The sequence below is a fragment of the Chitinophaga sp. CC14 genome, assembly GCF_048957795.1.
Lineage (GTDB): Bacteria > Bacteroidota > Bacteroidia > Chitinophagales > Chitinophagaceae > Chitinophaga > Chitinophaga ginsengisegetis.
The window spans coordinates 580,939-600,799 of record NZ_JARBFY010000003.1 but is presented as its reverse complement, the minus strand read 5'-3'; the positions used below and the strand labels follow the sequence as shown (position 1 = coordinate 600,799).

The following is a 19,861-nucleotide window of genomic DNA, read 5'->3' as shown; positions in this document are numbered from 1 at the left end:
AAAACCGGAAGTGATTCGACCCACCTCCGGTAAAAAGATTACAGCTATGCAAAACAGTTGAGTAATTCCGTACATCTATCTATTTACAAGCCTAATCATTACAAAGCTATGCAAAAAAATGCTCTTTGTAACCGGTTCCCCTATGCGCCAAAATCAGGAAAAGTGCATACCCGGAGCTGGTTTCCAACCAAAATGCTGTTAGTTATGAAACTGACGTTTTTATTACTTACCGTCGTTTTTCTGAATGTGAGCGCCACCGGGTACGCCCAGCTGATCACCTGGTCAGGCAAGAATGTACGCGTGGAAAAAATATTTTCCGTGATCCGTGTACAGTCCGGCTACACCGTAGTAGCCAGCAAAGACGTGCTGGACAAGGCCAACCCGGTGACCATGAAAGTGGAGAATGTCTCCATCCGGGAGTTCCTCGATCTCATGCTGAAAGATCAGCCACTGAAATATGTGATTGAAAACAAATCCATTTTCATTTCACCTAAACCCGCCGGTGACCGGGAAAACAATATCAGCGCCGCTCCCGCCACCGATGTGAAAGGTAAAGTAACCGACGAAGCAGGCAATCCTTTACCCGGTGTATCTGTAAGGGTAAAAGGAGCCACCCAGGGCGTAAGCACCGGCGCCGACGGCAGTTATTCACTTCATATCACTACAGAAGGACCACTGGTACTGCAATTTTCCTACCTGGGCATGATCCCGCAGGAAGTAAGCGTAACCGGCAGCGGCACTTTTAATATTGTGCTGAAAGCCTCTGTGGAACAACAAACCGAAGTAGTAGTGGTGGGCTACGGTACCAAAAAGAGAAGTGATGTTACCGGCTCCGTGTCTTCCGTACCAAAAGACCGGCTGAAAAACCTCCCGGTGACCAACGTATTGCAATCCATCCAGGGTACCACTCCCGGCGTGAACATCATCAGCAACAGCAGCAAGCCGGGTAGTTCTCCTGCGTTTTACCTGCGCGGACTTAAATCCATCAACGCCAGCAACGCCCCCCTCATTGTACTGGATGGAATTCCATTCAGCGGCAGTTATAACGACATCAATCCGAATGATGTGGAAGCAGTGGATATTCTGAAAGATGTATCTGCATCTGCCATCTACGGCGCCAGGGGCGCTAACGGCGTGATCATGATCACCACCAAGAAAGGCAAAACGGGCAAACCCGTAATTTCCTACAACGGATACGCCGGACCGGAATACCAGAGCAACACCGTAAAACAAATGAACGGCGAACAATACCGCACTAAAAACCACTGGTACAATATCCAGGCGGGACGCCCGGATGCACCGGATCTTCCTTACCTCACTGAACAAACGAATTATGCCAACGGTGTACCGGAAACAGACTGGCTCAAAGAAATCGCCCAACAGGGTTATATCCACAGCCATGAACTAAGCATTTCCGGTGGTACCGATCACGTAAAATACTATATCTCCGGCACCTACCTGAAAGAACAGGGGAACCTGAAAGGCTTCCAGTACAACCGTTCCAGCATCCGGGCCAACCTCGATGCCAACGTAACCTCCTGGCTGAAAGCAGGCGTAAACCTGTTCCTCGTAAATAATAACCAGGACGGCGGCAAAGTAACCCTGTTTGATGCCAATGCCCTCAGTCCGTATGGCTCTTTATACAATGCCGCCGGCGATTATGAAGTATATCCCATTGCGCCGCAAACACTGTATATGAGTCCGCTGATCAACCTGTACAACCCCGGCATCAACCGCGGCAAAAACATGACTGCCAGTGGTTATGCAGAAGTAGCCCCCACGTTCCTGAAAGGACTTAAATACCGGGTAAACGCTTCCTATGCTTTCCGCCCTTCCCGTACAGGCGATTACTACGGCCGGAAAATGGGCGATATGAAGGGAACTGCCAGCGTAGACAATGTTGAAAATAAACAATGGATCGTGGAAAACCTGCTGTCCTATGCCATCACGAAGAATAAGCATGCACTGGACTTTACCGCCCTTTACAGTGCCCAGCAGGATGAACAGTTTTTTTCACAACTGGATGCCAATACCTTTATCAATGATAACCTGGACTTCAACAATATGAAGGCCGCACAGGTACAGCAAACCACCACCGGATACAGCGCCAGCACCCTGTTATCGCAGATGTTCCGCGCCAACTACAACTACGACAGCCGCTACCTGCTCACCGCCACCATCCGCCGGGATGGGTACTCCGGTTTTGGCGCCAATAACAAATACGCTGTATTCCCTTCCGTAGCCGCCGGATGGAATATCCACAACGAAAAGTTCATGGCCGCCGCGCCGGTGATCTCCCAGCTGAAATTACGGGCCTCCTATGGAAAGTCGGGCAACCAGGCCATAGGCGCTTACCGCACGCTGTCGAGGCTCAGCACCGTGAACTATATTTATGACGGCGTTACCTCCATTGGCGTGATCCCTGATACATTGGGCAACAGCCGCCTGAAATGGGAAACCACCGCGGGTTTAAACGTGGGCATCGACTTTGCCCTCTGGAACAACCGTTTAAGCGGCAGCATTGAAGGCTACAGCACCCGTACCTCCGACCTCTTGCTGAGCAGGAAAATTCCTTCCGTCAATGGTTATACCTCCGTGTACGACAACATCGGCGAAACCGCCAATAAAGGACTGGAAATAATGCTGAACAGCCGCAATATCCAGTCGGGCGACTTTAGCTGGAATACCGGCTTTAATATCTCCTTTAATAAAAATAAAGTGGTAGCCCTTTACGGCGATAACAAAGATGATATCGGGAACAACCTGTTCATCGGGAAACCCATGCTGGGCATTTATGATTACACCATGACCGGTATCTGGCAGGAAGGAGAAGATGCTAAAATAGATCCGGGCGCCAAACCAGGGTATATCAAATTTGCGGATATTGATAACAGCGGAAAGATTGATGCGGCAGACCGCTCCTATCTTGGTACACAATTACCAAAATATATTGCGGGGCTCACCAACACCTTTACCTACAAAAATTTCGTGCTGAATATTTTCATACAGGATGTACATGGTTCCCTGCGTGCCAACAACATCCTTGATAACAGGGACCAGGCGGGCATTATTAACCTGCCGGCGGAAATTCCTTACTGGACTTCTGAAAACAAGATCAATACCAACCCGGCGTTGTTTTACACCAATCCGAAAGGATACAAATACGCGCAGGATGCTTCTTTCATCCGTATAAAGGATGTAACGCTCAGTTACAATTTCGACAAGAGCACTTTACAGCGGTACAAGATTTCCAACCTCACGGTATATATCAGCGGAAGAAACCTTGGCACGTTTACCAAATGGCAGGGCTATGATCCGGAAACATCCCCTTCTTCCATTACCTCCAGCAGCAGCCGTTTGAGCAACGGACAAGGAGCAGGGCAGCAGAGTTCAGACTTCTACCCGTTGAATACCACGGTGATCATGGGTGTAAATATCAGTTTATAATTTTAAAGAGATAAACAATGAAACACGCTAAATATATATACAGATTTGTACTGGCGGGTATGTCGCTGATGATGGTATCTTCCTGCAGCAAAAGCTTCCTGGATGAGGAGCTGAAATCCAGCTATGCGCCGGATAACACGCTGGTAGACCAACTGGGCTTTGAAGCCGCCAGCACCGGTATGCTGAGCATCATGCGTAACGATTACGGCAACACCCAGGGATTGCTCGCCACCTTTTATGTGGGTACCGATATGGCTATTACCGGCCAGCCCAACACCGTGCAGGCGCCCTATGAAAATTACCAGAACCTCAACTCACAAACCGGTTCATTAAGCACCATCTGGAACTGGGGATATAAACTGATCAACAGCGCCAACGTAATCATTGCAGCATCGGATAACCCGGCGGCACAGCTTACCGATGAGCAAAGGAAATTTTACAAGGCAGAAGCCAGCTTTTTCCGCGCTTATGCTTACAACCATCTTTCTATACTTTTTGGAGATGTACCACTGATCGTTGCCCCTGTAACCATACCACGCACGGATTACACGCGGGCAAAGGAAGCCGATGTGATAAACCAGATCATCGCGGATCTTACTTTTGCAGAAGCCAACCTGCCCGACCCTGCGCATGTGATCAAACAGGGACGGATCAATAAATTTGCCGCATCGCAGCTGCTCACAGAAGCATTGCTGCGCGCCAACAAACCTGCAGATGCAGAAGCCGCTGCCAAAAGGATCATCGACAGTAAGTTCTTTACGCTCATCACCGCACGTTACGGCGCTAAAGCACTGCAACCCGGCGATCCGTTTGCAGACATGTTCACCTATGGCAACATGCGCCGCAGCCAGGGCAATACAGAAGCCATCTGGGTAATAGAACAGAATTACAATGTAACCGGCGGCGGATCGGACTTTGATCAGCGCCGGCGTGAGTGGGGCCCTTTCTATGTTAACGTGGCAGGTATGAAGATCTGCGATTCGCTGGGAGGCCGCGGCATAGGCAGGATCAGGCCTACCAACTGGTGGACTTATCAACTGTATGACAGGGACGATATGCGTAACTCTTCTTACAACATCCGCCGCAACTACTATTACAACGATCCGGCTTCACCGAAATATGGCCAGCCGGTAATAGTGAGCGGGTTTGATACCATACAGAATATTTATGCACACACCACCAAGTGGTATGAATTCCAGCCACAGGATCTGCAGGGAGCGCAATCGTACAAAGACCGTATCCAGATGCGCCTTGGTGAAACCTACCTCCTGCTCGCGGAAGCGCAGCTGCTCCAGGGCCGTCCCGGCGATGCGGCTGCCAGCATCAACGTGATCCGCAACCGCGCCCACGCCAAAGAAGTACTGGCCGGCGAAGTAAACCTGGATTATATCCTCGATGAAAGAGCCCGTGAACTCACCGCAGAAGAACTGCGCAGGCTTACATTGGTAAGAACAAAAAAACTGGTGGAACGTGTCAAGAAATACAATCCTAAAGTAGCGCCTACCATCAACGACTATAACATTCACCTCCCCATCCCGCAATCTGAAATTGACGTGAATAAAGATGCAGTACTGACACAGAACACAGGCTACACGAAATAATCCGGCAAATGAATAAATATTGTATCATAACTTTCCTGAACGTACTCCTGTTTTTACAGGGGTACGCGCAGGAAGGACGAAAAGTAGTTCCCTTCAATGACGGCTGGACTTTCAGGAAAGGATCATTAAACACCCCGGCTGATACGGCCTGGGAAACCGTTAACATTCCGCATACATGGAACAACAGGGATATGCAGGAAGGAAAGAATTTCTATGCAGGTGAAGCCTGTTACCAGAAAACCTTTCCTGTGGATGCCGGCCTGAAAGGGAAAAGATTATTCCTCCGTTTCGATGGCGTGGGTTCGGTAGCACAACTGTATGTGAACAACCGCTTCATCGGCGAACACAAAGGCTCTTATGCCGCTTTCTGTTTTGAAATCACCCATTCGGTGAAGTACGGAGCAGAGAACACCATTGTGGTGAAAGCCAATAACACTGCACGCGAAGATGTATTGCCTATCAACAATTTCCTGTTTGGGATTTTCGGGGGAATTTACCGGCCGGTAAATCTTCTTATCACCAATGATATCAACATCACCACCACCGACTATGCCTCTCCCGGTATTTATATTACACAGGAAGAAGTAAGCGATCAAAAAGCCATAGTGGGCGTTACGGCAAAAATTGAAAATAAGCAACCGCATCATACTAACGTACAGGTACAAACGGAGATCCGCAACCGGCAGGGGAAACGTGTAGCCGTTACAGTTAAGGAAGTAAGTCTGAGTCCGCAGGGTGTTAATATTATCCGGCAGGAATTACCGGTGATACGTCCGCATCTGTGGAATGGATTAAAAGATCCGTATCTCTACTCCCTCACTACCTCCATCCTTATTAACGGGCATATCACGGATGCGGTTACACAGCCGCTGGGCTTACGCCGTTTTGAAATAGTAGCCGGCAAGGGCTGTTTCCTGAACGGGCAGCCTTATGCGATGCACGGTGTTACCCGTCACCAGGAATGGCAGGACTGCGGCAATGCGCTCTCCAATGCACAGCATAAAGCAGACCTGGACCTGATCCGGGAAATAGGCGCCACCACTATCCGCTTTGCACACTACCAGCAATCTGAATACCTGTATTCACAATGCGACAGCATGGGCTTTGTAATATGGGCAGAGATCCCTTTTGTGAATAACTTCTCCGTTAAAGAAAGTGAAAATGCCAGGCAACAGTTAACAGAACTGATCCGCCAGAACTTCAACCATCCTTCCATTTACGTATGGGGCATGCACAATGAAGTATATTCCAAAACACCGGACGAATATGTAGCCGTGCTTACCCGGCAGCTGAACGACCTTGCCAAAACCGAAGATCCCGACAGGTACACGGTAGCGGTAAGCGGCTATGGCGAAATGACGCGCCCGGCCAACCTGGCAGCCGACATACAAGGCATGAACCGCTACTTCGGCTGGTATGAAGGTAAAATCGGGGACATAGGAAAATGGGTGTCCGGGCTGGAGAAAAATTACCCCGGTTATAACCTGATGCTTGCAGAATACGGCGCCGATGGAAATATTGATCAGCATACCGATAGCCTCAACACGCACTTTGACCCGGTAAACGGGCAGTTTTTTCCGGAAACTTATCAAACTGCCACACACGTACAACAGTGGGCAGTGATAGAAAAGCATCCCTATATTGCAGCTTCGTATTTATGGAATATGTTTGAGTTTGCCGTACCCATGTGGAACCGCGGAGGCGTAAATGCGCGCAACCTGAAAGGACTCATTACCTACGACCGTAAACAAAAAAAAGACGCTTTCTATTGGTACAAGGCCAACTGGAATCCTGCGCCCATGATCTATATTGCGGAGCGGCGGAATAACACGCGCCAACCCGAACGGGCACACGCAGAAGTGTTCAGCAACCTGGAAAAAGTAACGCTCACGCTGAACAACGGTACGCCTGTTACCGGCCGCACAGGCGCCAACAGTAAAGATTTTATTTTTGATAACCTTACCCTGAAGCCAGGTGTGAACACCCTCACAGCTTCCGGCGTATCTAACGGTAAAGTATACACGGATACAATTACCTGGACCCATTAAAAGAGGAACATGAAAAAATACTGTATAGCCGCCGCGTTGCTCATCGCACAACTGCACAGCAGTGCGCAAAACAATCCTGTTAAAGACACCATCGCCCTGCGGCACGGCGCGCACCGCAGCGGCAACAGAACCGATGCCGATATGGCCCGGTGGCGCTCTCTTCGCCTGGGACAATTCATCCACTGGGGTCTCTATGCCATCCCCGGCGGTGAGTGGAACGGGAAAACCTATAACGGCGCCGCGGAGTGGATCCGCTCCTGGAAAGAGATGCCACGCACCGACTACGACAACTTATACAAACAGTTTAACCCGGTGAACTATCGCCCGGAACAATGGGCGCAATATGCAAAAGATATGGGCGCGGGGTATATGATCATCACCACCAAACACCATGATGGCTTTTGCCTGTGGCCCAGCAAGTATACCCGTTATACGGTAGCTGCCTCGCCTTATAAAAAAGATATCATCGGACCAATGGTAGATGCCTATAATAAAAAAGGCATCGACGTATATCTTTACTTTTCTATCATCGACTGGAACCACCCCGACTGGCGCGCCTCGCTCAAAACACCGGCCGACAGCCTTGCCTATAACCGCTTCAAAGTATTTGTGAAGAACCAGCTAAAGGAGTTACTGGTGAAATACCCTACCGTAAAAGGGTTCTGGTTTGATGGCACCTGGGATGATTCCTGGAAAAATGATGGCGCCTTTTCCGATGAACTGGAACAATACCTCCAACAGCTGCACCCCGGCCTGATCATTGGCAGCCGCTTACGCGCAGATGAAAAAGGCGTGCGGCATTTTGATTCCAACAACCATTTAATGGGCGATTACGAACAGGGCTGGGAACGCAAGCTGCCGGAGAAATATACAGACATTCACGGCAACGACTGGGAAGGCGTGATGACCATCCCCGAGAACCAGTGGGGATATTGCGCCAAATGGACAGGACATATCAAATCATCGAACGAGCTGATAGAGATGCTGGTAAAATCCGCTTCTCTCGGCGGCAACTTCGTGATCAATTTTGGTCCTAAAGCAGATGGCACTTTCCGTAGTGAAGAAACACAGCGTATGCAGGAAATTGGCAACTGGATGAAAGTAAACGGCGCCGCTGTTTATGGCGGTGGCTATGCTGGCTTTGACAAACAGGACTGGGGTTATTATATCCGCAAAAACGGAACCGACAGCGTTTATATGGTGGTGTGCAATGTGCCGGTATCCGGCAACCTCCGGGTGAAGTTACCAGCGCGCACTACCCTGCTGAAAGCCTCGCCGGTAGCGCAACCTGCGGCGGCAATAACTCCGGAGTCGATTGGAAGGAATGAATATTTTATCCAGGTGGGGAATGCGCCACATGCAGCGCCTTTCGTGATCCTGTTGCAAACCGGCAACGCAGGTGCGGAGAATGGGTTGTTTGAAAAAGCAAAAACTTAATGCGGCGCGAAGGTTGTCTTTCTCCAGATTAAACTGATTAGGCTGATTACATTGATTTTATTTTTTGGGAAGATGAAAATGACAACAGCATTTTCATCTTCCCAATCTTTTTTTATTTAAATGGTAGGAATAGTACCGCCATCAATGATGTATTCTGTGCCGCTTAAATACGCCGCACGCGGGGATACGAGGAAGCCCACAAATTCGGCTACCTCTTCCGGTTTGGCGGGACGCCCCATAGGAATGCCACCCAGGAACTGCATGAGTTGCTGTAAGGCATCGTTGAAGCTGCTGCCAGCAGGCTGGTTTGAAGAATGGCGTCCCAGTGATGATCTGTTAGTACTTCAAAGCCGCCACCGGGCGTTTCGGAGCCGCCCATGTTATTAACGAGGATGTCTACCCCGCCATAGTTTTCCTTTATTTCGTTTGCCACCGTAGTAGTGCCTGCCGGGGTGCTCAGATCAGCGCCTATAAAATGAAACGCCGGGTCAGTATCTGCGGGCTTTGTTCTGGCTGTGATAATCACTTTTGCGCCGGCATTGGCCAGTCGTGTTGCTATGGCTTTTCCTGCACCTTTTGTACCGCCTGTTACCAGGGCTGTTTTACCGGATAGCTCGTTATCAAAACTTAATCTTGGTTCCATCTGTTATTATTATTTTCAGCAAAAATCCGTCAATCAACCTTGCCTGACAATAACGGAAAAACGATTCGCATAGAGTGGAATTTATCCCTATAGCCTGTTTAAGAACAATAAAGTACTTTTGAATCATGTATGTAAAAAAACTACCCATTACGCTGAATTGCGGTCTCGACCTCGTAGGGGAAGTGCTCTACGGTAAATGGAAAGTACGCCTGCTGTATTTCATCCATGAAGGGCATAAGCGCCCGAGTGAGCTACAGCGGCAGATTCCGGATGCTACGCGCCGGGTATTGAACATCCAGCTCAATGAAATGGAAAAGCATGGGCTGGTGTCGAAAGTAGTATTTGCACAGGCGCCGCCAAAGGTGGAATATAGTCTTACAGCGCTGGGCGCATCCCTCATTCCAGTAATAAAAACATTGGGAGAATGGGCAGATGAGCATGAAGAAGAATTGAAAGAAGCGATCCTGCAGGAGGATTAACTTTTTCCTACCTTCGGAAAAAAAAGGTTATGATAGCATTCTTAGGCATGGGCCTCCTGGGGTCAAATTTCGTGAGGGCATTGATTGGCAAGGGTGAACAGGTACAGGTGTGGAACCGCACTGCTTCAAAAGCCACAGCGCTGGAAGTATACGGCGCCAAAGCATTTCCTGATGTAACCGCTGCTGTGCATGGTGCAAACCGCATTCATCTTACCTTAAAAGATGATCATACTGTAAATGAAGTATTGGCCGCCGCCGCCGAAGGGCTCCAACCAGGCGCAGTAATCATTGATCATACTACCACTTCCGCCGAAGGCGCAGTAGCCAGAACAAAAGAATGGAAGGAACGTGGATTCACCTACCTGCATGCACCGGTATTTATGGGTCCGGCAAATGCGCTGGATAGTACCGGTTATATGCTGGTTTCCGGCGATCAGGCGGTGATTGGTGCATGGGAGCCCGCGCTCTCCAAAATGACCGGAAAGGTGATCAATTTCGGGGATACCACCGGTAAGGCCGCCGGCATGAAACTCATCGGGAACAGCTTCCTCGTGGGGCTCACCGCCGGACTCGCAGATACCCTGTCGCTGGCTAAAGCGCTGGCAATTCCGCTGAGCGATGTCAGTACCCTCTTTAACTCCTGGAACCCCGGAGGAGCATTGCCCGCACGTTTACAACGCATGACTTCCGGCAACTACAGCAGCCCTTCCTGGGAACTGAGCATGGCGCGCAAGGATACGCAGCTGTTTATGGACGCGGCAAATAAAAGCGATGTGAAACTGGCAGTATTGCCGGCCATTGCCGCAGAAATGGACCGGTGGATTGAAAAGGGCCACGGCAGCGACGACTGGACCGTGATAGGAAAGGATTCCATCTGAATAAAAAACTAAAAATAAAAAAGCGGGCATTTCACATATGAAATGCCCGCTTTTTATTGTGATAGATTATCAGTCTTGTTTTAATACCACCTTATAGTTAGCAGGTACAAATGTTTCTGCTGTTGGCGATGTAATCACCTGCAGGTTCATACTGCCGGAAGCCGGCGCAATGATTTTATAATGGATCTCTGCTTCGCCTGCTTCTGTAAAAACAATACTGGTTACTTTAACCGAATAACCGGACGTAGGCTGGTTTTCCGCAGTGATCACCACACTGTTTACTTTATCATTCACCGGTGTAGAAGTAAAGCTGGCGGCTTCCTTTCCGCTGTGTTCTACGGCTGCGCTTTTATGCGACTGGATAAAGGCGGCGGCCTTCTTCACCATTTTTGACGCTTCTGTTTTGGTGATATACGCCTTTGGACGGTAGTTACCATTTTCCAGTGCCACCACATTAAACTTGATCAATGTTTGCACGGCATTCATACCGCCGCTTACAAAAGACTTTTCATCCTTGATGTTAATAAACATCATATTCACGGGGTACTGGCCGGTCGACTGAATAGCGTCGTACAGTGCCAGGGCAAACTGTTCGCGGGTAGCCGGCGATTCCGGGTTTACATCGCGCAGCGACTCCACGCCGTTAAACGCCGCAATGATAAGTGAAGGCGCGTACGATGCTTTATCGTTCGCCTTTTTAAAATAATCGGTGGCTTTGGGCGCTTTGATAAAACGGACATTGTCGATGTTCAGACCGAGTCCTTTTACAATAAGATCGATACCGTTGCCGATAGAGATCCTTGACTGGGGTTTTGGAGCCGGAAATTCCGTATCAGCTTTGCCTTTGCTGTGCACATCCTGTGGATGCAGGGTCAAAAGGAATAACGGTAATGCTACTGCCGTGTATAGATTCATAAAACAGGTGTTTAACGTATTGCGAAAGTAGGCATTTGTAACAAGATGTCATGAGCGGGTGTGACAATTATTCCTCAACTGTGTAATAATACCTCCTAATAAATAATCCTGAAGGTGAGGTTAATCCTTGGTTGCAGGGGCCGGACCGATTTCGGGATGCGGTGTTCCCAATGGTGCTGCAGATCCCCTTTCATGATTAATAAGGAGCCGTTGCCTAATTTGAGGGAATACTTCTGCTGATGATCTTTCTTATTCCGGAAATCAAAGCTCCTCGCCTGCCCCAGGCTCAGGGAGGCGATGTTGGGATGCTGGCCCAGTTCTTTTTCATTGTCGCTGTGCCAGGCTACGGAATCATTTCCATCCCGGTAGTAATTCAGCAATACGCTGTTAAAATGCATATGTGTAAAGGCTTCCACCTTTTCCCGCAGCACACTCAGCGCAGGCGTCCAGGGCAATGGGTGTAATTGTTTCTCCGACAGCCGGTAGCTTTTCTGCGCATCGCCATACCAGGCCGTGAGCCGCGGGGTAAGCAATACTTTGTCTTTGATGGTGAGCGTGGTTTGTTTCCACGGCGCCGTGGCTATCAGCTCGTTCATAAGTGCCAGCGCAGGCCCTGCCTCCAGGAAATGAGGATAGTATTCCAGGAGGTTCTCCGGGAAGCGCAGGCTTTCGTTGTCATCAAAAAAACTTAACTGCGACATATATACGGCACATAATTTAGTAAAACTACTATAGATAAATTTACATCAATTTTATGCCAGAAGGACCTTCTATAGTTATACTGAAAGAAGAAGCAGCCCGCTTTACCGGGAAGAAGGTGATCACCGCCTCCGGCAATTCCAAAACAATTGATTTCAACCGGATGACGGGGAAAAAGATCCTTGCCTTTAAAAGCTGGGGAAAGCATTTCCTGATCTGTTTCCCCGGCTTTACAGTCCGAATCCACTTCCTGATGTTTGGCACTTACCGGATCAATGAAACCAAAGATATGCCTGCCCGTTTGCATCTGCAGTTTGCCAGCGGAGAACTGAATTTTTATACTTCTTCCATCAGGATCATAGATGAGCCATTGGATGAAGTATACGACTGGAGCGCCGACGTGCTGAATGAAAACTGGAATGCTTCAAAGGCAATGGCTAAACTTAAAAAGATACCCGATGCATTGGTTTGTGATGCCCTGCTGAACCAGGATATTTTTGCCGGCGTAGGGAACATTATCAAGAATGAAGTGTTGTTCCGCATCCGCGTGCATCCGCAAAGTTTGGTGGGAAAGCTGCCGCTGAAGAAGAAAAAGGAACTCGTGCGCGAAGCCGTGCAATACAGCTACGACTTTCTTGCATGGAAGAAAGCATTTGTACTGAAAAAGCACTGGCTCGCACATACGAAAACGATTTGTCCGCGTTGTGAGATTCCGCTCATCAAAGCCTATCTGGGTAAAACCAACCGGCGGAGCTTTTTCTGCAACAACTGCCAGATACACTATGAGTAGATTACTTCGCCCCGTTCAGCAACTGAAACGCTTTGTACGCCCCATTGTGTAAAATAGTGAGATGTGTTTCATCCGGCAGTGGTACATAATGAACACGTATCCCGGGATTAGCCTTCAGTACATCACCCAGCTGACGGGCAGGTTCTTCCATCATTTTTCCTTCTTTACCTACGGTAAGAAAAACGTTGGCCTGTGCGCTACCTGCGGTAGCCAGTAGCTTCCCGGCTTGTTTCAATAGTGACTCCTGGTCCCACCATAAGCTTGGACTTACAATGATATAGTTATTAAACATTGCCGGGTGTTTGAGTAATATTTCGGTAGCCAGCAATCCGCCGAGTGATTGTCCGACGAGGGTGGTAGTATCGTTGGTGCGGAAGTGTTGTTGTACGTATGGCTTCAGTTCTGTATCCAGGAAGCGGATAAACTTTTCCGAGCCGCCTGTAGTGGGATAATCGGCTTTATCTTTTTTCACGGTGGTGGGGAAGGTGAAGTCGTGCTTCCGGTCTTTGTTGGCGATGCCTACCAGGATAGTGGGCGGCATATGCTGGATCATGGTCAGGAACTGCATTACGCCGGCGATATGGATAAAGTCCTCGTTGGCAGATCCATCCAACAGGTACACCACCGGGTAGCGGGCGTTTACAGCCTGTGCATATCCATCGGGAAGATATACATTCAGGGTGCGTGTTTCATTCAATACAGCGGAAGACAGCTGGTGTGTTTCGCCTAAGGTAAAAGGAGTGGTTTGTGCCTTTGATGTGTTGATTCCTAAAATTCCAAGTAACAGGATTGCCAGTATACGATTCATCTTTTTCTTTCAAACATAAGAAAATATAGAGAGACATTTTATAGAAAGAATGAGTCAACCGGGATAACTACCCGTATAAAATAAGTATATTTTGGCGTTTCATTATGCCACGCTACAAATCATTTATGAAACGTTTTGCTATAGCTTCCACGATATTGTTGGGTCTTACTTTACAGGCAGCGGCACAGGGAAAAAAGAATACAGCGCCTGTGCCGCATTATTACGGCAACCGGGCTCCCCTCCATCCCAAACCTTACTCCATGCTCCCGTTGGGCGCTATTACGCCACAGGGATGGCTGCGCACCGTACTGGTGCAGCAAAAGAATGGCGCTACCGGTGAGCTGGATAAATTGTACCCGCTGGTAATGAACCAGCGGAACGGATGGCTGGGCGGCGATGGAGACCAGTGGGAACGCGGTCCTTACTGGATCGATGGACTCCTGCCGCTGGCTTATCTTCTGAAAGATGAGGCGTTGATTGCCAAGGTAAAACCCTGGGTGGAATGGTCCATCAAAAGCCAGCAACCCGATGGTTATTTTGGACCGGCGAAAGACTATCCCTATGAAGCGGGGATTCAAAGGGATAACAGCCGCGACTGGTGGCCCAAGATGGTGATGCTGAAAGTACTGAAGCAATACTACGACGCTACTGCCGATCCGCGGATCATTACGCTCATGACCAACTACTTCCGCTACCAGCTGAAAGAGCTGCCGCAAAAGCCGCTGGATCACTGGACTTTCTGGGCAAAGTACCGCGCCGGCGATAACCTGATGGTAGTATACTGGCTATATAATATTACGGGAGATGCGTTCCTGCTGGACCTTGCAGCCCTGCTCCATAAACAAACCTTCGACTATGCCGGTGCATTTATGCATACCAACCTGTTATCTACCACAGGCAGCATTCACGGCGTAAACCTTGCACAGGGCATCAAAGAACCTATGATCTATTTCCAGCAGCACCCCGATACGTTATACCCGCAGGCCACCGCCAAAGGGTTTGATGACCTCCGTACATTCAATGGGATGGCGAATGGTCTTTATGGTGGTGATGAATCCCTGCATGGCAACAACCCCACGCAGGGATCGGAGCTGTGCACGGCCGTAGAGATGATGTTTTCGCTGGAAAGTATCCTGGAAATAAGCGGCGACGTAAGGTATGCCGATCAGCTGGAGAAGATTGCCTTTAATGTATTGCCTTCGCAGATCACGGAAGACTTTATGAGCCGGCAGTATTTCCAGCAGGCCAACCAGGTGATGGCTACGCGGCATATCCGCAACTTTGATATGAACCACAGCGGTACGGATCTTTGTTATGGGTTGTTGTCCGGTTATCCTTGCTGCACATCCAATATGCACCAGGGCTGGCCCAAGTTTGCGCAAAACCTCTGGTATGCCACCGCCGACAGTGGCGTGGCAGCTTTAGTATATGCCCCCAGCGAAGTGAAAATATATGTAGCCGGGCAAACACCTGTTACGGTGAAGGAGGTAACCAATTACCCGTTTGAAGAAGCGGTTACGTTTACGGTTAACGCACCTAAAAAAGTAAGCTTTCCTTTTCACCTGCGGATACCTGCGTGGTGTAAGAAAGGGATTATAAAGATCAACGGTAAAGTATGGCAGGAGGCCGCAGGTAACCAGGTAGTGAAAGTGGAAAGAACCTGGCAGCCGGGTGACGTAATGGAGCTGGCGTTGCCGATGCATATCTACCAGCAACGCTGGTTTGAAAATTCGATATCGGTAGAACGCGGTCCGGTTACCTATGCGCTGAAGATAGGCGAAGAAGTAACTGCCGTAAAAAATGATAAGGACCCGGTGGAATATGGCGCCGGTTACCTGGAAGTGCGCCCCGCTACTCCGTGGAACTATGCGCTGATAGCCACTCCTGATGATAAGCTGGCGGCACATTACCAGGTAGTGCAACATGGTAATAAAACCGGCTGGCCGTGGAATCCCGGGCAGGTACCCATCTCCCTTAAAACAAGGGCAAAAAGGATTCCTTCCTGGCAGTTATACAATGAGATGACCGGCCCCATTCCGTATAGTATTACCTATGGTATGGAAACAGGCGAAGAAGAAGAGATTACATTGGTGCCTTTTGGAAGTACTAAGTTGCGGATTTCACAATTCCCGGTGGTGAATGGCCATTAAGGGTACTAAACAGTGGCGGAGGATTAGGCGAGGGGTCGCTTAGGACACGCCAAATGCGTGCAGAAAAGGTGGACTTGATGCGGTGATCAGATGCTATTGTGATGGTCTTTCGCTTCGTGGGGGCGGGTGCGGCTACGGCTATGATATCCGCTGCCATGGAGCGTTTGTTCTGTATGGCATAGGTACCGTTGAAAGGCTGCACCTGTAATATTACCAGTAGCGATCCTTTTCCGGGAACGGCTGTTTCCAGTTCCATGCCGTTGAAGGGCTGGCTCAGATCAATGGTAGCTGTGGCAGTATGCACATTTTCGATACAACGTTCCTTGAAGCAGAGCCGTACCGCAACGAGTTTTACAACCAGGTGGGTGGCTGTTTCCTGTGATGGAATTATTTGTGCAGGTATTTGCAGGGTGTTGTGCTGCATAACCGGTTGTTCCGGGAAGAAATATTCCAGGCCGCAATGCCGGTTAAACCGGAATCCTTTGATGGCCTTCAGATGTTCACGCCCTGCCGGAATAAGTGTTTTGTTCAGGCGGTTCACCAATGCCCCATCGGACCTGATATCCAGGTGAGGGGAAATAGCGTGCCGGATCAGTTTACCTTTCCTGCTGGCTATGCCAAAATGCTGTGCTGCCTTGCGGGTAGCGGAAGTTTGCCGGACTGTTTCCGGCATGGTACGAATGAAGTAGGATCCGTTTCGCCTGTAGCCGATAATATTACCGAGCCTGCCGGTGAACTGGAGTATCCCGGTTTGTTTTGCCATGTGGGTTAACTTTTCCTGAAATTACGATAATCCGGAAAAAAAACCGTCTCCCTACTTTTTAAAATTATTTATTTTTCTGTTGCAGTTTTGTTTGCAGTCCTGTTTTGAGGTTTAGTTCCACTTCCTGTTTTGTTTCTGCTAAAACAAACAGGCTGCGGATCTTATAGATATTATCCAGCTTGGATAATTTGGTGAAATTAAATACTTCATAGGCTTCCATGTCGGCGATGAGTACTTTCAGGAGGTAGTCGAACTGCCCGTTCATTTTATAACACTCCATTACTTCGGGGAAGGTATTGATCTTCTGTTCAAACTCCGGAAACCGGTCCTGGCCATGCTCTTTGAGGGTGATGCTGGTCCAGGCCACGAGATTTTTGCCCAGTTTATTTTTATTAAGTACGGCGATATAGCGTAAAATATACCCCTCTGCTTCCAGGCGTTTCACTCTTTCAAATATGGAAGTAACTGACTTACCCAACCTGGCGGCAATCTCTTTATTTGTGGTCCTGGCGTCCTCCTGCAATATGTCCATTATACACATATCAATCTGGTCAGGTATAAAATTCATGGGCCGATTTTTTATCAAAAATAATGATACTGCTACTGATTTGATGAAAAAAAATCGGAGGTATCCCCTTTTTTTAGATTTGTTTTCGCTTTTATCCGGGTTGCCGTTATTCCATTTCCGCATGATCTAATTTGGTGTCATAGAAATCTAACCACGTTTTGGGAGACAAAAAACCGTCCTTCCATATTATTATTCACTAAACTCATTTTTACATGAGAGAAAGTATTGTACTGCCGCTCCACGCGGTGGGCATGGATGCTATTGCCTTAGTTGGCGGTAAATCGGCCTCGCTGGGTGAGATGATTGCCAACTTATCGGAAGCAGGCGTAGCGGTTCCTTCCGGGTTTGCCATCACCACCAAAGCATACTATGATTTTATGAAGCAAAGCGGGCTCGAACAATTTATTGCAGAGCAGGTGGCCACAGTAGACTACAGTGACATCATCACCCTGCGCAGGGCGGGTCAGAAAATACGGCAGGCTATCAGCAGCACCCGTTTTCCGCACGAGCTGAGCGAAGAAATCATTGCCGCGTATTATGCTTTATCGCATCAATACGGACAGGAACAAACCGATGTGGCCGTGCGGTCGTCTGCTACCGCGGAAGACCTTCCTGATGCCTCCTTTGCCGGTCAGCAGGAAACCTTCCTCAACGTAAGAGGCCCCGCGGCTTTAATTGATGCCGTAAGAAACTGTTTTGCCTCTTTATTCACCGACCGTGCCATCAGCTATCGCCAGAACTTCGGGTATGATCATTTTAGTATAGGCTTATCCGTATGTGTGCAGAAAATGGTGCGTGCGGATCTTGGCGCCTCCGGCGTAGCCTTCTCCCTCGATACCGAATCCGGATTTAAGGAAGTAGTGGTGATCAACGGCTCTTTTGGTTTGGGAGAAATGGTTGTGCAGGGCGCCGTATCACCGGATGAATTTATTGTGTTCAAACCCTGTATGCAAGACGGCTACACTCCTATCATTGAAAAGAAACTGGGTGTGAAGGATAAGAAAATGGTGTACGGTGAAAGCAGTGATGAAAGAACAAAGATTATCCCGGTAGAAAAAAAGCAGCAGCAACATTTTTGTTTAAACGATGCACAGATCATGCAGCTGGCTACCTGGGTGCGCTGCATTGAAACTTACTACTCGGAGAAAAAAGGCCGCTGGTGCCCGATGGACGTAGAGTGGGCGGTAGACGGGCTTACCAATGAACTGTTCATTGTACAGGCGCGGCCGGAAACCATTCATTCGCGCAAAGATCATAACCAGATCACCACCTACGCAATCAATCATAACGGCACGCTTCCCCGGCAAGTGCTGAAAGGCATCGCCGTTGGCGATAAGATTGCAGTGGGCAAAGTGAATATCCTCTTCTCCCTCGACAACCGCCTGATTACCGGCAGCGAATTTAAACCGGGCGACATCCTCGTTACAGACATGACTGATCCCGACTGGGAACCCATCATGAAAATGGCTTCCGCTATTGTAACCAATAAGGGCGGACGTACCTGTCATGCTGCCATAGTAGCCCGTGAAATGGGCATTCCCGCCATTGTTGGCTGCGGCGATGCTACCGAAAAATTAAACGCCGGCCAGGACATCACCGTGAGTTGCGCAGAAGGCAGCGATGGCATTGTATATGAAGGCATCCTGCCGTTCCGGGAAGATAAACTGGACCTGAGCACCCTGCCTGCCATCCGCACGCCACTGATGCTGAATGTAGGATCTCCCGCGATGGCGTTCCAGTTCACACACCTGCCAAACAAAGGCGTGGGACTTGCCCGCGAAGAGTTTATCATCAACAACTACATCAAAGCGCACCCGCTGGCGTTGCTGAAACACAAAGAACTGAATGATCCCGAACTGTCTGCAAAGATTGCACAACTTATCCAGGGACATGCCAGCGAAACAGATTACTTTATTGATAAACTCGCATATGGCGTAGGAAAAATTGCTGCCGCCTTTTACCCGGAAAAAGTAATTGTTCGCTTCTCCGATTTTAAGAGTAATGAATACTTCAATTTATTAGGCGGTAAATACTTTGAGCCCACGGAAGAAAACCCCATGATAGGCTGGAGAGGCGCTTCCCGCTACTATTCCCCCGAATACAAACCTGCTTTTGAACTGGAGTGTAAAGCCATCCTCAAAGTAAGGGAAACAATGGGGCTAAAGAATGTAGTGGTGATGATCCCTTTCTGCCGCACCGTGGAAGAGCTTCAGCTGGTGCTGGCTACGATGGAGGAATTCGGACTGCGCCGCGGACAGAACGGACTGGAAGTATACCTGATGGCCGAGCTGCCATCCAACATCATGATGGCCGAAGAATTTTCTGCATACATAGACGGATTCTCGATAGGATCCAATGATCTGACACAGCTCACACTTGGTCTCGACAGGGATTCTTCCCTGGTGGCCAATCTTTATAACGAGCGTAACCCCGCCGTGCAACGGCTGATTGCACACCTGATCAAGGTAGCGAAGCAACAGAAAGTAAAGGTAGGAATCTGCGGGCAGGGCCCATCAGACTTTCCGGATTTCACCAAATTCCTTGTTCAGTTAGGTATAGATAGTATTTCAGTTACACCAGATGCAATCATAAAAACGGTGATGGCGATTCATGAGGCGGAGGATTAGAAAAGGAG

General features: G+C 48.9%; 16 protein-coding genes. 9 read left to right on the top strand and 7 right to left on the bottom strand.

Features of this window, described 5'->3' with window-relative positions:
• The first annotated feature begins 204 nt into the window (after positions 1-204).
• Genes PV783_RS12505 through PV783_RS12490 form a run of 4 tightly spaced genes read left to right on the top strand, consistent with a single transcriptional unit; the run spans position 205 to position 8,533 of the window.
• On the top strand, positions 205-3,447 hold the full coding sequence (locus tag PV783_RS12505; RefSeq protein WP_420988201.1) for a TonB-dependent receptor: 3,243 nt from the start codon (positions 205-207) through the stop codon (positions 3,445-3,447).
• Positions 3,448-3,464: 17 nt separating this feature from the next.
• Positions 3,465-5,048, top strand: a complete 1,584-nt coding sequence (locus PV783_RS12500) for a RagB/SusD family nutrient uptake outer membrane protein (protein WP_420988200.1) — start codon at positions 3,465-3,467, stop codon at positions 5,046-5,048.
• A gap of 8 nt (positions 5,049-5,056) precedes the next feature.
• Positions 5,057-7,096 (top strand): glycoside hydrolase family 2 protein, encoded by a 2,040-nt coding sequence (locus PV783_RS12495; protein ID WP_420988199.1) that lies wholly within the window; start codon positions 5,057-5,059, stop codon positions 7,094-7,096.
• A gap of 9 nt (positions 7,097-7,105) precedes the next feature.
• Positions 7,106-8,533 (top strand): alpha-L-fucosidase, encoded by a 1,428-nt coding sequence (locus PV783_RS12490; RefSeq protein WP_420988198.1) that lies wholly within the window; start codon positions 7,106-7,108, stop codon positions 8,531-8,533.
• Positions 8,534-8,649: 116 nt separating this feature from the next.
• Here PV783_RS12490 and PV783_RS12485 read toward each other — a convergent pair whose 3' ends face one another.
• Positions 8,650-8,796 carry an SDR family oxidoreductase gene (locus PV783_RS12485; protein ID WP_420988197.1) on the bottom strand — a complete coding sequence of 49 codons (147 nt, stop codon included), beginning with the start codon at positions 8,794-8,796 and terminating at the stop codon, positions 8,650-8,652.
• The gene (locus tag PV783_RS12480; protein ID WP_420988196.1) at positions 8,742-9,176 is read right to left on the bottom strand and encodes an SDR family NAD(P)-dependent oxidoreductase; all 435 of its coding nucleotides are present in this window, start codon (positions 9,174-9,176) and stop codon (positions 8,742-8,744) included. Before PV783_RS12480 ends, PV783_RS12485 begins: the two co-directional genes overlap by 55 nt.
• 125 nt (positions 9,177-9,301) lie before the next feature.
• Here PV783_RS12480 and PV783_RS12475 point away from each other — a divergent pair, with 125 nt between their 5' ends.
• Both PV783_RS12475 and PV783_RS12470 read left to right on the top strand, forming a co-directional pair.
• On the top strand, positions 9,302-9,655 hold the full coding sequence (locus PV783_RS12475) for a winged helix-turn-helix transcriptional regulator (RefSeq protein WP_079468467.1): 354 nt from the start codon (positions 9,302-9,304) through the stop codon (positions 9,653-9,655).
• A 29-nt stretch (positions 9,656-9,684) separates the two neighbouring features.
• The gene (locus PV783_RS12470; RefSeq protein WP_420988195.1) at positions 9,685-10,533 is read left to right on the top strand and encodes an NAD(P)-dependent oxidoreductase; all 849 of its coding nucleotides are present in this window, start codon (positions 9,685-9,687) and stop codon (positions 10,531-10,533) included.
• A 69-nt stretch (positions 10,534-10,602) separates the two neighbouring features.
• Here the strand turns inward: PV783_RS12470 and PV783_RS12465 are convergent, their stop codons facing one another.
• Positions 10,603-11,448, bottom strand: a complete 846-nt coding sequence (locus PV783_RS12465; RefSeq protein ID WP_420988194.1) for a protease complex subunit PrcB family protein — start codon at positions 11,446-11,448, stop codon at positions 10,603-10,605.
• A gap of 95 nt (positions 11,449-11,543) precedes the next feature.
• Positions 11,544-12,149 carry an alpha-ketoglutarate-dependent dioxygenase AlkB family protein gene (locus tag PV783_RS12460; RefSeq protein WP_336386379.1) on the bottom strand — a complete coding sequence of 202 codons (606 nt, stop codon included), beginning with the start codon at positions 12,147-12,149 and terminating at the stop codon, positions 11,544-11,546.
• Positions 12,150-12,202: 53 nt separating this feature from the next.
• On the opposite strand from PV783_RS12460, the gene PV783_RS12455 reads away from it, so the two are divergent.
• Positions 12,203-12,937 carry a DNA-formamidopyrimidine glycosylase family protein gene (locus PV783_RS12455; protein WP_420988193.1) on the top strand — a complete coding sequence of 245 codons (735 nt, stop codon included), beginning with the start codon at positions 12,203-12,205 and terminating at the stop codon, positions 12,935-12,937.
• A 1-nt stretch (position 12,938) separates the two neighbouring features.
• Here the strand turns inward: PV783_RS12455 and PV783_RS12450 are convergent, their stop codons facing one another.
• Positions 12,939-13,745, bottom strand: a complete 807-nt coding sequence (locus PV783_RS12450; RefSeq protein ID WP_363434284.1) for an alpha/beta hydrolase — start codon at positions 13,743-13,745, stop codon at positions 12,939-12,941.
• A 125-nt stretch (positions 13,746-13,870) separates the two neighbouring features.
• On the opposite strand from PV783_RS12450, the gene PV783_RS12445 reads away from it, so the two are divergent.
• Positions 13,871-15,895, top strand: a complete 2,025-nt coding sequence (locus PV783_RS12445; protein ID WP_420988192.1) for a beta-L-arabinofuranosidase domain-containing protein — start codon at positions 13,871-13,873, stop codon at positions 15,893-15,895.
• Here PV783_RS12445 and PV783_RS12440 read toward each other — a convergent pair.
• Both PV783_RS12440 and PV783_RS12435 read right to left on the bottom strand, forming a co-directional pair.
• The gene (locus PV783_RS12440; RefSeq protein ID WP_420988191.1) at positions 15,852-16,658 is read right to left on the bottom strand and encodes a hypothetical protein; all 807 of its coding nucleotides are present in this window, start codon (positions 16,656-16,658) and stop codon (positions 15,852-15,854) included. The genes PV783_RS12445 and PV783_RS12440 overlap by 44 nt on opposite strands.
• A 64-nt stretch (positions 16,659-16,722) precedes the next feature.
• Positions 16,723-17,226: an Lrp/AsnC family transcriptional regulator gene (locus PV783_RS12435; protein WP_079469990.1), complete on the bottom strand. Its 504-nt coding sequence runs from the start codon at positions 17,224-17,226 to the stop codon at positions 16,723-16,725.
• A gap of 212 nt (positions 17,227-17,438) precedes the next feature.
• Between PV783_RS12435 and ppsA the strand changes: the two genes are divergently transcribed.
• Positions 17,439-19,853 carry a phosphoenolpyruvate synthase gene (gene ppsA / locus PV783_RS12430; protein ID WP_420988190.1) on the top strand — a complete coding sequence of 805 codons (2,415 nt, stop codon included), beginning with the start codon at positions 17,439-17,441 and terminating at the stop codon, positions 19,851-19,853.
• Positions 19,854-19,861: the final 8 nt, after the last annotated feature.

What these genes read in the sequence shown, in the direction of transcription:
- PV783_RS12505 (WP_420988201.1), top strand. Translation starts at nt 205, where the DNA reads ATGAAACTGACGTTTTTATTACTTACCGTCGTTTTTCTGAATGTGAGC.
- PV783_RS12500 (WP_420988200.1), top strand. Translation starts at nt 3,465, where the DNA reads ATGAAACACGCTAAATATATATACAGATTTGTACTGGCGGGTATGTCG.
- PV783_RS12495 (WP_420988199.1), top strand. Translation starts at nt 5,057, where the DNA reads ATGAATAAATATTGTATCATAACTTTCCTGAACGTACTCCTGTTTTTA.
- PV783_RS12490 (WP_420988198.1), top strand. Translation starts at nt 7,106, where the DNA reads ATGAAAAAATACTGTATAGCCGCCGCGTTGCTCATCGCACAACTGCAC.
- PV783_RS12485 (WP_420988197.1), bottom strand. Translation starts at nt 8,796, where the DNA reads ATGCAGTTCCTGGGTGGCATTCCTATGGGGCGTCCCGCCAAACCGGAA.
- PV783_RS12480 (WP_420988196.1), bottom strand. Translation starts at nt 9,176, where the DNA reads ATGGAACCAAGATTAAGTTTTGATAACGAGCTATCCGGTAAAACAGCC.
- PV783_RS12475 (WP_079468467.1), top strand. Translation starts at nt 9,302, where the DNA reads ATGTATGTAAAAAAACTACCCATTACGCTGAATTGCGGTCTCGACCTC.
- PV783_RS12470 (WP_420988195.1), top strand. Translation starts at nt 9,685, where the DNA reads ATGATAGCATTCTTAGGCATGGGCCTCCTGGGGTCAAATTTCGTGAGG.
- PV783_RS12465 (WP_420988194.1), bottom strand. Translation starts at nt 11,448, where the DNA reads ATGAATCTATACACGGCAGTAGCATTACCGTTATTCCTTTTGACCCTG.
- PV783_RS12460 (WP_336386379.1), bottom strand. Translation starts at nt 12,149, where the DNA reads ATGTCGCAGTTAAGTTTTTTTGATGACAACGAAAGCCTGCGCTTCCCG.
- PV783_RS12455 (WP_420988193.1), top strand. Translation starts at nt 12,203, where the DNA reads ATGCCAGAAGGACCTTCTATAGTTATACTGAAAGAAGAAGCAGCCCGC.
- PV783_RS12450 (WP_363434284.1), bottom strand. Translation starts at nt 13,745, where the DNA reads ATGAATCGTATACTGGCAATCCTGTTACTTGGAATTTTAGGAATCAAC.
- PV783_RS12445 (WP_420988192.1), top strand. Translation starts at nt 13,871, where the DNA reads ATGAAACGTTTTGCTATAGCTTCCACGATATTGTTGGGTCTTACTTTA.
- PV783_RS12440 (WP_420988191.1), bottom strand. Translation starts at nt 16,658, where the DNA reads ATGGCAAAACAAACCGGGATACTCCAGTTCACCGGCAGGCTCGGTAAT.
- PV783_RS12435 (WP_079469990.1), bottom strand. Translation starts at nt 17,226, where the DNA reads ATGAATTTTATACCTGACCAGATTGATATGTGTATAATGGACATATTG.
- ppsA (WP_420988190.1), top strand. Translation starts at nt 17,439, where the DNA reads ATGAGAGAAAGTATTGTACTGCCGCTCCACGCGGTGGGCATGGATGCT.